The organism is Myxococcus hansupus (genome assembly GCF_000280925.3).
Classification (GTDB): Bacteria; Myxococcota; Myxococcia; order Myxococcales; family Myxococcaceae; genus Myxococcus; species Myxococcus hansupus.
Genome location: NZ_CP012109.1, coordinates 3,426,870 through 3,441,552 on the forward strand (window position 1 = coordinate 3,426,870; position 14,683 = coordinate 3,441,552).

The 14,683-nt window shown below is 67.5% G+C and carries 11 protein-coding genes; 5 read left to right on the plus strand and 6 right to left on the minus strand.

The genetic code is table 11. The features are described from left to right. The first annotated feature begins 52 nt into the window (after positions 1-52). Entirely contained in the window at positions 53-2,371 is a 2,319-nt protein-coding gene (locus tag A176_RS13395; RefSeq protein WP_044889131.1) for a TonB-dependent receptor family protein, read from the plus strand. Between the two features lie 59 nt (positions 2,372-2,430). Here the strand turns inward: A176_RS13395 and A176_RS13400 are convergent, their stop codons facing one another. Beyond that, the gene (locus A176_RS13400; protein WP_002636573.1) at positions 2,431-3,105 is read right to left on the minus strand and encodes a response regulator transcription factor; all 675 of its coding nucleotides are present in this window, start codon (positions 3,103-3,105) and stop codon (positions 2,431-2,433) included. Between the two features lie 107 nt (positions 3,106-3,212). Then, complete coding sequence (locus A176_RS13405) at positions 3,213-4,457, minus strand: MFS transporter (RefSeq protein ID WP_044889234.1); 1,245 nt, start codon at positions 4,455-4,457, stop codon at positions 3,213-3,215. A gap of 91 nt (positions 4,458-4,548) precedes the next feature. On the opposite strand from A176_RS13405, the gene A176_RS13410 reads away from it, so the two are divergent. Both A176_RS13410 and A176_RS13415 read left to right on the plus strand, forming a co-directional pair. Continuing rightward, a complete protein-coding gene (locus tag A176_RS13410; RefSeq protein WP_002636571.1) occupies positions 4,549-6,015 on the plus strand; it encodes a serine hydrolase domain-containing protein in 1,467 nt (488 codons plus the stop codon). A gap of 108 nt (positions 6,016-6,123) precedes the next feature. Continuing rightward, positions 6,124-6,981, plus strand: a complete 858-nt coding sequence (locus A176_RS13415) for a hypothetical protein (protein WP_002636570.1) — start codon at positions 6,124-6,126, stop codon at positions 6,979-6,981. A gap of 7 nt (positions 6,982-6,988) precedes the next feature. Here the strand turns inward: A176_RS13415 and A176_RS13420 are convergent, their stop codons facing one another. Then, positions 6,989-8,026, minus strand: a complete 1,038-nt coding sequence (locus A176_RS13420; protein ID WP_021780932.1) for a hypothetical protein — start codon at positions 8,024-8,026, stop codon at positions 6,989-6,991. A 387-nt stretch (positions 8,027-8,413) separates the two neighbouring features. Here A176_RS13420 and A176_RS41190 point away from each other — a divergent pair, with 387 nt between their 5' ends. Both A176_RS41190 and A176_RS13425 read left to right on the plus strand, forming a co-directional pair. Continuing rightward, positions 8,414-8,752 (plus strand): hypothetical protein, encoded by a 339-nt coding sequence (locus A176_RS41190; RefSeq protein ID WP_420811436.1) that lies wholly within the window; start codon positions 8,414-8,416, stop codon positions 8,750-8,752. Positions 8,753-8,923: 171 nt separating this feature from the next. After that, the gene (locus tag A176_RS13425; protein ID WP_144429533.1) at positions 8,924-9,430 is read left to right on the plus strand and encodes a hypothetical protein; all 507 of its coding nucleotides are present in this window, start codon (positions 8,924-8,926) and stop codon (positions 9,428-9,430) included. Between the two features lie 193 nt (positions 9,431-9,623). On the opposite strand, the gene A176_RS13430 is transcribed toward A176_RS13425, so the two are convergent. From A176_RS13430 to A176_RS13440, 3 genes are all read right to left on the minus strand, one after another. Beyond that, positions 9,624-11,855: a S41 family peptidase gene (locus A176_RS13430; protein ID WP_226994301.1), complete on the minus strand. Its 2,232-nt coding sequence runs from the start codon at positions 11,853-11,855 to the stop codon at positions 9,624-9,626. A gap of 151 nt (positions 11,856-12,006) precedes the next feature. Beyond that, positions 12,007-13,836 (minus strand): aspartyl protease family protein, encoded by a 1,830-nt coding sequence (locus A176_RS13435; protein ID WP_002636565.1) that lies wholly within the window; start codon positions 13,834-13,836, stop codon positions 12,007-12,009. Then, complete coding sequence (locus A176_RS13440) at positions 13,833-14,666, minus strand: TrmB family transcriptional regulator (RefSeq protein WP_002636564.1); 834 nt, start codon at positions 14,664-14,666, stop codon at positions 13,833-13,835. The genes A176_RS13435 and A176_RS13440 overlap by 4 nt, the downstream gene beginning before the upstream one ends. Positions 14,667-14,683 lie beyond the last annotated feature (17 nt).

Here is a 14,683-nt window from a genome sequence, read left to right on the forward strand (position 1 = left end):
TGCCTTTGGGACCGTCGGACATCCCTGTCGAGACAAGGTCGATATACTTCAGATGGCACTGTTCGAGCATAAGTTGATGCAGACGCTGCGTTGGACGCTTCCCGCGCTGGGGCTGGCGTGGAGCGCTCAGGCCGCGGCGCAGTCCGAGCCATTTCAGACACACGATGGTGTTGTCACCGCCGAGCCGCCGTCGGAAGGGCCCGTGGAGGACGCGCCGCTGCTGGTGGATGCTCCCGTGGGCGAACCCCTGATTCTGGAGCCTTCCGCGGAGGCCGTGGAGAGGAAGTTCGAAAGCGTGGTGGTGGGAACGTCGGAGGCGCGCACGAGTGGCTCCATCCACGTGCTGAAGCCCGCGACGTTGGAGCGTTTCGAGCGTGATGACCCGGAGGCCATTCTCCGAACCGTCCCTGGCGTGTACGCGCGGGGTGAGGACGGCTTCGGCCTGCGGCCCAACGTGGGCCTGCGCGGCGTCAACCCGAACCGGAGCAAGAAGATCACCCTGCTGGAGGACGGCATCCTCTTCGGCCCCGCGCCATACTCCGCGCCGGCGGCGTATTACTTCCCGCTCGCGACGCGCATGCAGAGCATCCGCGTCTTGAAGGGGCCCTCCGCCATTCAGCAAGGGCCGCAGACGGTCGGCGGCTCGGTGGATTTCATCACCCGGGACATTCCCGCGGCCGAGTCCATCTGGTTGGACGTGGCGGGGGGCGGGTACTTGTACGGCAAGGCGCATGGCGTCTTCGGGGCCAGCACCGAGCGCGCGGGCTTCCTGCTCGAAGGGCTCCACCTGCGCAGCGACGGCTTCAAGGAGCTGGACACCGTGGGGGGCAACACGGGCTTCACCCGCAACGAATGGATGGCCAAGGGCCGCTATCTGCTCGTTCCGGACGGTCCCGTGCGGCAGACGCTCCAAATCAAGCTGGGCTACTCCGACGAGGACGCCAACGAGACGTACCTGGGCCTCAGTGACGCGGACCTCGCCGCGCAGCCGCTGCGCCGCTATGTCGCCACCGCGCTGGACCACATGGCGTGGCACCGCACGCAGGTGGTGCTCAGCCACGTGCTCGAGGCGGGCTCCCTGGTGGTGACCACCTCCGTCTATCGCCACGACCTGACGCGCGTCTGGCGCAAGGTGAACCGCTTCCGAGGCGCGTCGCTCTCCAATGTGCTCGCGGACCCGAGGAGCGCACGCAACGCCATCTACTATGGCGTGCTCACCGGCACGCTCGATACATCGTCAACGGAGGACACGCTGCTGATTGGGCCCAATGACCGGACGTTCGTGTCGCAGGGCGTCCAGAGCATCGCCCGTTGGACCCTCGCCACGGGCCCGCTGAACCACCACGTCGAAGTCGGCGCCCGCTTCCACTACGACAGCCTTGACCGCCTCCACACCGAGGATGCGTACCTCATGCAAGGCGGTCAGCTCGTGCGAACCAACGAGCCCACGTACACGACGGCCCACAACAAGGACTCCACGCACGCCGTGGCCCTGCACGTGACGGACGCGATTGCTTGGGGGCCGCTGGTGCTGACCCCGGGGGTGCGCCTGGAAATCATCCGCTCCCACTCCGTGAACCGACTGATGGAGACGTCGTCGAGCGGAGCGGTGGAGGTGTTGATGCCAGGCATGGGCGTCTACGGTGCGTTGACCCGAGAGCTGGGGCTGTTCGCGGGCGCCTATCGCGGATTTTCGCCACCCGCCCCTGGACAGCCGTCCGCGGTACTTCCTGAGAAGAGCATCAACTATGAGGGGGGCGCGCGGTGGACGCGCCGCGGCGAGCGTTTCGAGGTCTTGGGCTTTTTCAGCGACTACTCGAACCTCACCGATATCTGCACCTTCTCCAGCGGGTGCATCAATGACGACCTCGATCGGCAGACAGACGCGGGAAAGGCGTTCATCCATGGCCTGGAAGTCTTCGGTGAGAAGACCTTTCGTCCAGGCGGCGGCCTGACGTTTCCCGTGTCGCTGTCCTACACCTTCACGCGCACGCGGCTGCGTGAGGACTTCCAGTCGGCGGACCCGCAGTTCGGCAACGTGCGCGCGGGCGACGAGCTCCCCTACGTTCCGCGTCACCAGCTCTACGCCACCGCGGGTGTGGAGACCTCGTTCGGCGGGCTGGCCCTGAGCGCGTTCTACTCGGGGGCCATGCGTGAGCGGGCGGGGCAGGGCGAGGCGCCTCCGGGCTTGCTGACGGGCGAGCTGCTGACGTTCGACGTCAACGCGAACTGGAACTTCTCTCGCTGGGGCCAGTTGTACCTGAGCGCACGCAACATCCTCAATGAGCAGGTCATCGTGTCGCGCCGGCCCTTTGGCGCGCGGCCCAACGCACCTCGAACCCTCATCCTGGGCTTCAAGCTGAACGTGTGACCGCGCCATTCACCCCAGGCAGAGGAGGGGCAGGTGGGCGCGCAGGGTGAGAGCACGCCTCACTTCTGACTCCGAAGGACATATCCGGCGCTCCTCACGGTGTGAATGAGCTTGAGCTTGAAAGGGGCATCCACCTTGGCCCGGAGATATCGGATGTAGACTTCGACGACATTGGAGAAGGCCTCGAGGTCGTGTTCCCACACGGCCTGGACGATGCTCGTTCGGGAGACGACCTCTCCCGCATGCTCGAGCAGGAACCGCAGCAGGGCGAACTCCCGCGCCGTCAGGATGATGTTCTCCCCTGCGCGGGTGACCCTTCGCGTGGCGGGGTCCAAGGTCAGGTCCGCGTGACTCAACAGCGGACCTGGTCGCTGCACGACGCGACGGAGGATGGCCCGGATGCGTGCGAGCAGCTCCTCGAAGGAGAAGGGCTTGACGAGGTAGTCGTCGGCGCCGGCATTCAGCGCGAGAACGCGGTCGGCGACGGTGTCCTTCGCGGTCAGCATGATGACCGGCGTGTTGTCACCCTGCGCTCGCATGGCCCGCAGGAGGTCCAGGCCTGGCAAGCCGGGAAGCACCCAGTCGAGGATGATGAGGTCGAACCGTTCGATGCGAAGGAGCTCCTGTGTCTGGAGCCCATCGGCACTCTCCCGAACGCGAAAGCCTTCTTCCTGCAGGCCCCGCGCGATGAACGCTCGGACCCTCAGCTCGTCTTCTACAATGAGAATGGACACGACCCGGTCGCCTGGTTCCTGCTGAGCGGTGCGGGTGTGCCTATAACATTCACGTCAGCGCCCCGCGGTGCCTCGCGCGGAGCCGTTTGGTTTCCGTTTACCCAGCCTCAGCCGGCCAGTTCCTGGGGCTCGCTCGCTGCCTGCTTGGGCTCTCCAAAGGACATCAGCCGGCGGTGGAGCGGCGTGAGGAGCCCGACGAAACACACCAGCACGCCCGTGGCTTGAAGGATCCGCTCGATGGAGACGACTTCCGCCAGTGGCCCGTAGAGCAGCATGGACAGGGGCATCAGCGCCGTGGAGAGCATGGTCATCACGCTGAGGACGCGGCCCAGGTAGGCCGGCTCCACGCGCTCCTGGAGCATCACCATGGCGGGCGTGTTGTAGAGCGGCAGGGCCACGCCGAAGATGCCCATGAACGCCAGGTACACCGCGAAGTGGGGCACCACGCCCAGGGCGACGGTGCACGCGCCCATGATGTGGTTGGAGGCGAGCATCGTCCGCATGCGGCTGCTGAACCCGCCCCAGGCCGCGAGCGCGGCCCCTCCCAACATCATGCCCACCGAGAAGACCATCTCGATGGCCGTCAGCCGCCACACCTCGTCCCCGAAGCTTCTCGCGGTCTGCAGCGGCGTCAGGAACGCGGCCGGGGTGATGAGGATCAGGATGAACCCCAGGTAGCTGAAGAACGGCACCAGGTGCGAGTGGCCGCGGATGTAGCGGAAGCCGTCGCGAATCTCCTTCAGTTGCGACGCCCCCGCCTGCTCTGGAGCGCGGGGGCGTGCCTCGAGCCGGACGAAGAGCATCACCAGCGCGATGGCCAGGGCCGCGGTCGACACGTCGATGAAGAAGAGCACCTGCAGCGGGGCCACGGACATGAGGAAACCCGCGAGCGCGGGCGCCCCCAGCATGTTGACCGAGAGGAGGGTGCTCTGGATGCTGTTGACCCGCATCAACTGGTCTTCAGGCACCAACTGCGGCAGCAGCGCGCCCACCGCCGGTTGCTGAACGGCCGCGCCCACGGAGCGGAATCCGGCCGCCAGGAAATAGAGCCACAGTTCCGGGCCGCGCAGCGTGAAGGTCACCGCCAGCGCCAGGGTCACCAACGCAATCGCCGCGTCGGCGAGAACGATGAGCTTGCGGCGGTCGTACCGGTCCGCCCAGACGCCCGCGAAAGGGGACAGGAGGAACGTGGGCAGGAACCCGGCCACGATGTAGAGCGTCATCATGACGCTCGACCGGGTCTGCAAGGTGACCTGCCACAGGAGCGCGTACTGCACCAGGGATGAGCCGAGCAGCGAGAGGGCCTGGCTGCCCAGAAAGAGGGCCGTGTTGCGCTTCCATGAGGCTGACATGGCGCGCACTGTAGCGCTCCCGTGAAATTGAATCCGCGCTCGTTCGTGTCGGACCCTGGAGACGCGAATTCGCGTGGGAGCGAGGGACCGCATGCTGCAGAGGTGGATGGACGTTCGACTCGCCGTGGGACTGGCGCTGGTGCTCGGGGTCACACCGGCCCTGGCCGCGAGCAAGCAGGCTTCGATTGACAAGCTCGCCGCCCAGTACCACGCGTTCCAGCAATTCAATGGAACGGTGCTCGTCATGGACGAGAAGGGCCTCGTCCTCAAGAAGGCCTACGGGCTCGCGGACTTCGAGTGGCGGGTTCCCGCCACCCCGGACACGAAGTTCCGCATCGCGTCCGTCACCAAGCAATTCACGTCCATGGTCATCATGCAGATGGTGGCCGATGGCTCGGTGGGGCTGGAGGACACCCTCGGCAAGCTCCTCCCGGATTACCGTCAGGACACGGGCTCGCGCGTCACGCTCACCCACCTGCTGAACCACACCTCTGGCATCCCCAACTTCACCAGCCATCCGGACTTCGGGAAGGTGTCGCGGCAGCCCATCCCTTCCGTCGAGTTCATCCCTCGGTTCGCCAGCGGCGACCTGGAGTTCGAGCCCGGTACGAAGTACGCCTACAGCAATTCTGGCTACTACCTGCTCGGCGCCATCATCGAGCGGGTGGCGGGCAAGCCCTACGCGCAGGTGGTCCAGGAACGCATCTTCGACCCGGTGGGGATGAAGAACTCGGGCTACGACGTGTCCGCGACGGTGCTTCCCAAGCGCGCGAGCGGCTACGTGGCCACGCTCGACGGCCTTCGCAATGCCCCTTACATCGACATGGGGCTCCCCTTCGCCGCGGGTGGGTTGTACTCGACCGTCGAGGACCTGGCGCTGTGGAGCCGGGCGCTCCAGGGAGACACGTTGCTGCCGCCAGCGCTCAAGCAGCGGATGTTCACCCCGGGCCTGCAGGGCTACGCGTTCGGCTGGGAGGTGCAGCCCGTCAAGTTGGATGACGGAAAGACCGAGGTCGCGCTCCAGAGTCATCGCGGCGGTGTCGAGGGGTTCTCCACCCTCATCTCCCGGTCCGCGGAGACGAAGCAGGCCGTCATCATCTTGTCGAACGTGCGCGGTTCCAATGTGCAAGGGCTGGCGTCCGGCATCTGGAGCCTCCTGCACGGCGTCAAGCCACACGCCCCCCGCAGGTCCATCGCCGAGGCCGTGATGGCGGCGCTCGCGAAGGGCACCGTCACCGAGGCCGTGGCCACCTACCGGACCCTCACGGCCCAGAAGCCTGATGAATACCGGCGCAACCCCGGGGAGCTGAATCGTCTCGGCTACCACCTCATGAAGGAAGGTCGCCTCGCGGACGCGATTGAGATTTTCAAGCTCAACGTGGAGATGTACCCCACGGATGGGAATGTCCACGACAGCCTCGGTGAGGCCTACCTGGCACAAGGTGACAAGCGGCTCGCCGCCGAGAGCTATCGCCGCTCACTGGAGTTCGACCCGAAGAACGCGGACGCGGTTCGGATCCTCAAGGAACTCGAACCGCCCTCGGCCAAGAGCCCCTGAGGTCCGCCGTGCCCGGCTCGCACGCGAAGGTGCGGGTCGGGCCCTTCTGTGCGTCACGAAGCACGTGCAGAATCCCGTGGCGTGCTTTCCACGGAGGCTCCGCCGTCCATGTCGATGCCCCAGTTCCCCAGGTTCATGCGCCGACGCTCGGGCGTCATCCTCGCCTTCGCCGCCTCCGTGCTGTTCACGGGCGCCGCGCCGGAGCATGCGCACGAGAAGGTGCTGGGGGCGGCGGGAGGCGACCCGTCCCTCGAGGCCGTGGCGATGCCGTGCAAGGACGGCCGGCGCGCGCTGCGTGTTCGCCATGGCGACGCGAAGCGTACGGCGACGCTGTCCGCGCCGTATGACACGCTCACGTGCGATGTGGCGGCCTCGGAGTCGGAGGGGGACTGGACCGGCGGCGAGGAGTCGACATCCTGGTCCCTCCACGTTCGGACCGTGTCGCTCCCAGGCGGGCCAACCGCGCTGCTCATCACCCATGCGGCTGGGTTCGAGCATGTTCACCGTCGGCATGCCCTGTTCATCGCGGATGCGAAGGGCGCTACCCGGGCCTGGGAAGGAGACGAAGGGCAGGGGCCCACCTCTTCCCGCGTCGAGGTCCAGGACGGCCGGCTCCTCTTCTCACGCACGCTCGACCTGGGCGAGGGTGCGCCGGCGGACACCTGGGCGCTCTCCGAGCTGCGTTGGGACGCGGGACGGAAGAAGGTGGTGACGCGGCCCGCTGAAGCCTGGGCCGTCATCCTCCGCACGGAGGACTCCCTGTCCGCGGTCCGGGAGGCCGAAGCGCGACTGGAAGCGGGCTGCCCGAGCGCGAAGCTGCTCGCGGTGGACACCAACGACTTCCCCCGGCTCACCCGGGACAAGTGGGTGGTGGCGAGCTTCCTGCCGTCACGCCAGGGCGCCGAGGCGGAGCTTCAGCGGCTGCGGCCGTGCGCCCCGGACGCGTACCTCAAACGCGTCCAGTGAGTGCCCGTCAGTTTTCTTCGCGACGTGGGTTTCGGCCGCGCAACAGACAGAGCGTGGCGAGCAGTCCCACCGCGGTCAGTCCTCCGCCGGACTGGGTGCAGCCCTTCTTGGGGTCGGCCGGTTCGGGGCGCTCGGGCACGGGGCCTCCGTCAAGCACGGGGCCCGCGTCGATCTCTGGCTCGGGGCCCCCGTCCGCGCATCCAAACGCCAGGGAGGCTCCCGCCGTCACGTCTTGCGCCGCGCAGCCCACCTCGAAGTCCACGCTGAGGGAGGGGAGCGTCAGGTTCGCGTGCTCCAGTGTCGCCGTGAGCGTCGCCCGATGGGGGCCGGGCGCAAGGCTGTCAATCGGTGGCCGCTGGGCGGAATCCATGCAGCCGACGTAACCGCAGAACGTGTAGACGAAGAGCAGTTGCCGGTTGTTTTCGTAGAGACGTGTCTCGAGGTTCTCCTCGCCCGTGGCGGTGAGCCCGCCGTGCTTCGCGTGTGACCAAGGCTCTCCGTCCACCTCCAGTGTCCAGTGCACCCACGGGAGGAAGGGCACCAGCTCCGGCGACGGCGTGAAGCGCAGGGTGGCGTGGTTCCCTCGGATGGACCGGTTGCCGCAGCTCGAATCCCCGTACACCCTGAAGGTCCCTTGCTCCGGCGGGCTGACCGTCAAGGTGCCCGTGGTCGTGGGCAAGGGGAGTGCGGGGCCGGCGGTGAAGGTGACGGACTCCAACTCGGTCGGCTGGTGTGCGCAGGCGCCCTTCGCCTCGATGCGGTAGGTGGTGCCCGGCTCCAACGGCGACTCCGGAACCAGGACCTGCGTCTGGTGCGCGCCCTCCGTGACGGCTGCGGGCACGGGGGTTCCATCCGGTCGCAGCAGTCGGACGCTGGAGGGGTCGATGTTCTCCAGCAGCGGCGGAACCGTGACGAGCCCGGGGATGTTCGCGGGCACCACCCCGCCGTCTTCGGGGAGGGGGAAGCGGACCCCCAGCAGGCAGTTGGGCGCGACGCAGGCGTGCGCCGACGCGGGAAGGAGCATGCCCATTCCCAAGAGGGCCATCCCCACCGTGCTCCATTTCGAGGCGTATCCGTGCATGCGTCATCTCCCGTTTCCGCTCGGACTCGGTGCGAGCGCGGGTGACCGTTGCACCTGTCACCCGACCCCGCACCGCTTCTTCCACACGATTCTAAACCCATCCTGGGTCACAAACTGCGCCCCAATCAACGACTGGAGCATTCACAACCCAGCGCTGCCCGCCGGAAGCCTCCTCATCCTGAAATCACCGGGCTATGGGGGCCGCGCCGTGCCGACCCGATGGATGTTTTGTGGGAGGGTGCTTTGAATTCAAGTGATGTCGTGCGTTGCCGTCTTTCGTTTCTCATTCCCTTGGTGGTTGCGCTGTCCGTGGGGTGCGGCGTCGAGAACGCCGTCGACCCCAACGAAGAGATGGGGGAGTCCCTGGCCGCGAGTGAAGCCGCTCGGGAGACTTCCGAAATGGAACTCGCGGGGCCGTGCAATTACTACAATTACTATCACGATGAGGCGCGGAACAACGGTGGGGCGAACCGGTGCACGAGTTCGTGTCACTGCGACGGCATGCGGACCTGTAGTTCGAGCGGTTGGTGCCAGGGCACGGCCCGGCCCTCGGTGAGCTGCATCAGCCCGCAGTTCCACTGGAACGAAGCCTGGACCCCCATGGGGGCCAGTCGCTGCAATTCTGCCTGTCAGTGTGACGGCCAGCGCACGTGCAGCCAATGGGGTTGGTGCCAGGGCCGCGCGCGCTGACCGAGTTGGATTTCAGGGGCGGGGAGGCTTTGGGCCTCCCCGTCTTTTTCGTCCGCGGCCACGGTGGGCATCGTCTCGACTCCGACTGGACTTGGATTGACGGCATGAAGCTGTGATGCTGCCCGTGGTGCCGGGCGATGACCTGACGAGCTCGGCGTTCGGGAGGCTTGGGTGGGCTTGTCGGTCTCAATCGGTGTGCGTGCGCTCGTTGAAGATGATGCCGCCTGGCGTGTGGCGCTGTCTTCCCTCGTTGCTTCGGGCTGTACGACGCTTGTCCGTGATGTCGTCATCGAGGCGGACGGTGCGCGGGGGATCGAAGCACGTCGCGCCGATGACGGCTCTGTGGCGGTGCGTTCGCTGGACGGTGATGAGCTGGAGGCGCTTGTCGCGGGGCTTGGCAGTGTCGAGGAGATGTTTGGGACCTCCACGGCCTCGTTCTCGTGGAAGCAGCTCGAGGAGATTGGCGCTGGCGACGTCCAGGATCTCGCGTTGACGTTCGATACCGAGGATGCCGGTACCGCGATGGTCTCCATCGACATGGCTGGGGCCACCCGCCGCGCCATTTCGCTGTCGCGCTCACTCAGGAACTGGCACGACGACCGGCTGCAGGGTGCGCATGTCGCCTTCGGCCTGCATGGTGTCGCGGCCGAGCATCGCTTGATTGTGTGTTCTCTCTGAGCCCTCTGTGAAGGGGAGGGGCCCGCCGATGTTTGTGCGGAGGCCCTGCGATCCGAAAACGGTTCAGTGACGGTTGTCTTTTGTAATGTTTGGCGTTCCCATGCGTGGTGTTGCCCGCTTGGGAACCGTCATCGACGGCAAGACTAACGTATGCCGTCTCCAGCGCGGCCTCGCGTCGCGCAGTCGCGTGCCACTACGGCGCCGGTGTGTCGCGCAGCAGTTGAATGGCCCGCTCCAGGAGTTCATCGCGGCCGACTTGGAGTCCCGCGACGGTGGGCCGCAGCTTCACGTGCGGCACGAGCCCCTTGCGTTGAAGCTGTCGACCATCACCGTGGCGCACCTCCTGCCCGGTGAACGTGAATTGGATGCCGCCGGGAAGCACGGCATGCGTGATGTCACCGTTGGTGCCTGCCGTCGCACTCCCCAGGAAGCGCGTATCCGCCGTGGCCTCCAGCATCAGGCCCGTGTGCTCGGCCTGGCTCATGGTTCGCGTGTCGATGAGCGTCACCGTGCGGCCCCGATATTTGGGCGTCTCACTGGCCGGCACCGCGTCGCTGAGCTTCTGTCGGCCTTCGCGCATGCCCCCCGTCATCGGGCGCTCGTATTGCGCATAGGGACGTGAACCCTTCACGTCGATGTAGGGCCCGAGCGCCCACATGCTGCCCCGGGGATAGTTGCGCAGGTCGAACACGATGCCGCGCGTGCCCTTCAGCTTCTCGAACACCTCCGGCACTTGCCACGCCTCCAGCAGGCGGAAGTCCACGAAGCCGATGTTCCCCTCCAGGATCCGGTACGGCGCTTGCGTAGTGGCGGGCGGTGTCCATCCCGACTGGTGGGTGAGCTTCACGTCCTTGGGGCCCTGCGCGCCGCGCACCGTGAGCGTGCTCGTGGTGCCCTCGGCCCCCGAGAGCGCCCGGCGCAGCACGGTGTCCCGGAGCGATGCGGGCGTGGCGCCCGACGTATACGGCGCGAACCGCCGCACCCGTGCCTCCATCGGCTCGCCGTTGACCTTCTCGATGACGTCGCCCACCGCGAGTCCAGGCGCGGCTTCCGGCGTGCGCACCTCCAGCACCACCGCCTTGCCGTCGATGTCCGTCACCCAGATCTGCGGACCGACGCCGAAGAATCGCTGAAGCTCCGGGTGGCCCCGCATGACGACGTGCCCATCCTGGAGCCAGGTTCCCGCTTCCGCCAACGCGAGCGCGTAGGCTTTGGCGTCCGGGGCCTCCTCGAGCTTCTGGAGGAGCCCGGGGAGCCGGGACTCCCACGGTTGGTCCATCAGGTGCGTGTAGGGGAAGAAGTAGCGCACCACCGTCCACAGCTTGGCTCCGGCCAGCAGGCGCTGCTCTCGGGACGGGTAGGGCGCGTTCTCGTAACCGGGCTCGGGCCGCCACACGCCCGCCGGTCGGAGCAACGCCGTGGTGGGGGCTTTCCGCTTGGGGGGCCGCGCCGCCAGGGCGAGCGCCTGCCGCATGCCTTCGTCGGCGCCGTCCATGCGGGCTCGCGCGGGCCGCGAGATGTCCGCCGACAGCGCCAACACGGATTCATTCACGCTGACCAGTGCGCGGTAACCGCCGCCGAGCGCCACGGTCTCCTGCATGTTGATGGCCGAGTCATCGAGAGGCCCCTCCGCCACGAGCAGCGCCTTGCCGTTGGCTTGCAGCGCGAGGATGGCGGGGTCGATGGCGGAGCCCTCATCGACCAGGAAGACGAGCAGCGAGGGCTTCTTGCCCGGCGTGCCCTCGATGAGGTCATCCGGGGCGACGGCGAACTCGGTGAAGTAGAGGCTGGAGTCGCCATTCTGCGGCTTCAGGCCAACGTGGACGACCTCGCGCATACCCGGCACGCGCAGCTCGCCGCCGACGAGGTGCGGCAGCACTTGCGGCAGCACCCACGGCGGTCCGTAACGCTGGAGGCCTCGCATGCGAAGGTCCAGGACCACCACGCGGGCCTTGGCGGCGTCCGCGTCGAGCGTCTGCCGCAGGTCCTGCAATCCCTGGCGTGCTTGCGCTCCCAAGAGGTTCCGCAGGTCCAGGACCAGGACGTCCTTCTCCCAGGTCTTGAGTCCACGCAAGGCAGGCGCGGGGCCAATGGCGGGCGGCGCTTCGTGGTCCACCTTCGTGGCCGGATCGCCCAGGGCCGCGAGCATGCCTTGGACCGCGGCGGCATAGGCCGCGTCATCCCGCGCGGCTTCGACCTTGGGCATCGCGGCGACAAAGGCCGCATCCCAGTCCGCGGGCTTGGAGAAGGCCGAGGGATGACGGAAACGAACCGTTCCCCACAGCTTCACCAACTGCTCCCGGCGTTCGACGTGAAGGGCTTCGGGCGAGCGCTGCGTCAGTTCCTGCGCCAGGGCGCTCCCGGTCAGGCACAGGGCCCCGATGAGCAGCATGGCGCCCCAGTGAAGTCCCTGATTCCTCATCATGCGTTTCAACCATCGCGTTGATGCAGGCGAACGCCCAGCGCGGCCAAAGGGTCGAGCCGCAGAGCACGATGGGGCAAGGACGCTGAAGGGCATCCCGTGAAGGTAACAGGGGGTGCACTGGTGGTGAAGGCGCCTTCCTTGTCGGATTGCGTCAGTAATAGTCGCGCAAGGTGAGCCGGCGCTTGCTGCCATCCTTCAGGGTGAGCACCACCGTTTGTCCATGGGCCCGGTACCGCCACCGGGAGAGCGCCGTGCCCGCGGAGTCAGGACCGAGGGGCTTCCCATCCACGGCGATGATTTCCTCTCCTTCCTTCCATCCCGTGGCAGCGGCCGGGCTCCCGGGCGCCACCAGCTTCACGACAAGCTTTCCATCCGTTGGCAACGCGATGATGCCGGAGCGGTCCTTGGGGAAGGGTTGACGCAGGGCGCGGGTGTCGGGCACCAGCATCAGCGTGTCGGCCGCGTAGTCCGTGATCATCCTGAACCTCGCGAGGACACCAAGCCCCAGGTTGCCGAGGAGCCGGTCCGAGGTGGCGATGCTCTTGCCCGCGTCGTCGAACACCGTGGGGACGTTCTTCAAGGTGATGCCGGCGAATTCGATGTGCTTCAGCGTCGCCACATCGCACTCGAGCAGACCGCCCACTGCGCCGGACAGCGTCTTGGAGCTGCGACGGCCCTCGAGGAGCCCCGCCTTCTGCCAGTACGCGGGGAAGAGCGAGAGCGCGCCGCCGTTGCCCACGTCGAATAGGACCGGAATGGCGGGCCGACCTTCGATGGAGAGGTGCACCGCGCGTTGCCCGCCCGCGGACTCGACCAGGGGGAGGCGCACGGCCTTGGGCGGAGCCTTGAAGCTCGCGGCCTCATGAAAGGCGACGCGCCGATTGGGGAAGTCGACGTCCACGACGAGCGCGTTGAAGGCCTCCTTGCCCAGGATGACCGGCAGCGGATGGCCCATCAGTCGCGCGACCTCGGACAGGTCGATGACCGCGACCGTCAGCCCCGTCAAGCGCAGGTCCCCCACGGAGATGTCCACGCCGCCCGCGAGCTGCGCCTGCGCCCGTCCGCCACTGCCGACCGCATTGACCTGCCCCTCGGTCTTCACCCCCAGCTCGCGCGCGTAGGCCGCGTCGAGCACGGTCATCTCGGCGCCGCTGTCCAACAGCACCTGCGTCTCTCGACCGTTCACCTCTGCCGGAATGAAGACGCGGTTCTCGTTGAAGAACTCGAAGGGGATGAAGCCGCTGCTGCGTCGTCCGTTCGTGAAGCGCGCCTTGCGGACCTCCTGGGGCCGTTCGAAGACCGACGGCGGAAGCGGGGCATTCACCTCCAGCGTCTCCAGTACCGTTTGGGCGTCCGCCTCCGGGCCGTCGGAGAACTCCTCCTCCAAGAAGGGCATGCGCACGCCCTTCACCTGCCGCCAATCCCCCAGTCGAAGGAAGCGCGTGACGTTGTTCTCGCGAATGCGCATGCCGTGCAGGGCGCCGTCGGCGTCCTGGAGGAACAGGTCGTAGAGGTCCTCATCGCCGAAGGTGACCCGCACGACCTTCCAGGTGCGCCCGTCGCGCGCCTCGTCGGCCTGCAGCACGGCTTTCGCGCCCGCGCCGCCTCGCAGCGCCGTCCCGAAGTCGAGCGCCACGCGGTGGCGCACATCGCGCGCGTCGGTGTCCGAGGCGTCCTCCACTTGTCCGCTCGCGTTCAGCTTCCAGCCACCGTCGGCGGTGATGGCCATCGACTGGCGCATCACGCCGTAGTCCGCATCGCTCCGGGCGCGTCCGTCCCGGTGGCTCCACGTCTCCACCGGCCCCTGGAGCCCGGCTGCCACGGTGCTGCCGCGAGCATGGACGCTTTCCAGTCCGAGGAAGGCGTCCCCGCCGCGCCAGGCAAGGTGCCGCGCGAGCAGCGATTGCAGCGCGTCCCCCCTGGCTTCGAGCGGGACGAACACGAGGACCAGCGCCAGCAAGGGCAGGGTGAGGAACTTCACGAGAGCACTCCGCGCTTGGAGGGGGATGCGGGCAGGCCCACCAGTTGGCGCAAGCCGGGCGGGCTCGAGCCGATGAGCGAGAAGGACCGCGACAGCCGTGCCCGCGCGGACTGCGGGGCGTTCAGCCGGACCTCCGCGGACAAACCGCTGTGTTGCAGGCAGGCGAGGTAGACGCTGTCGCTCCAGATGGCCTGCCGGACACCCGTGCCATCCGGTGTCAGCAGGGCCACCAGGAACTCGCGGGCATCGGCCACGAGCGTGAGCTGCGCGCCGGGCCAGCGCTCCCGCACGAAGTCCGCGTCCGCCGAGCGCACACAGTCGAAGGGCGCCTTGGGCGTCTCGTCGTAGACGAGCCCCGCGACAGCCACGTTCCGAGCGCTCGCGTCGGTGAGGGCCGGGGCGAGGTGTTCAAAGGGGGGAGGGAAGAGGTCGAACAGCAGCCGCTCGGCGGCGCCGGCAATCATCGCCCGCGCGCGCTCCATCACCTGGGCGACGCTCTTGAGGTGATAGATGCGGTCGTCCTGCACCGGGGCGTGGAGTTTGCGCAGCGCGTCCGCGGCCTCGCGCCTGCGAAGCTCGAAGCCACGCTGGAGCGCCGTGAGCACTTCGTCCGGAGGCACGGGCCGGAAGGCGCGCGGCTCTTCCTCCTCGACGAGGACGGCGCCCTTGTGTTCGAGCGAGGCGAGCGCCTGGTAGATGCTCGGGGGCGCCTTTCCCAACGCCTGCGCGAGGCGATACCCGGTCGCCGGCGCACCCTTGAGCAGCTCGCAGTACACCCGCGCTTCGACTTCCGTGAACCCCAGGGCCACGAGCCCTTCATCCGCGTTCATGCGGACGTGTTATTACT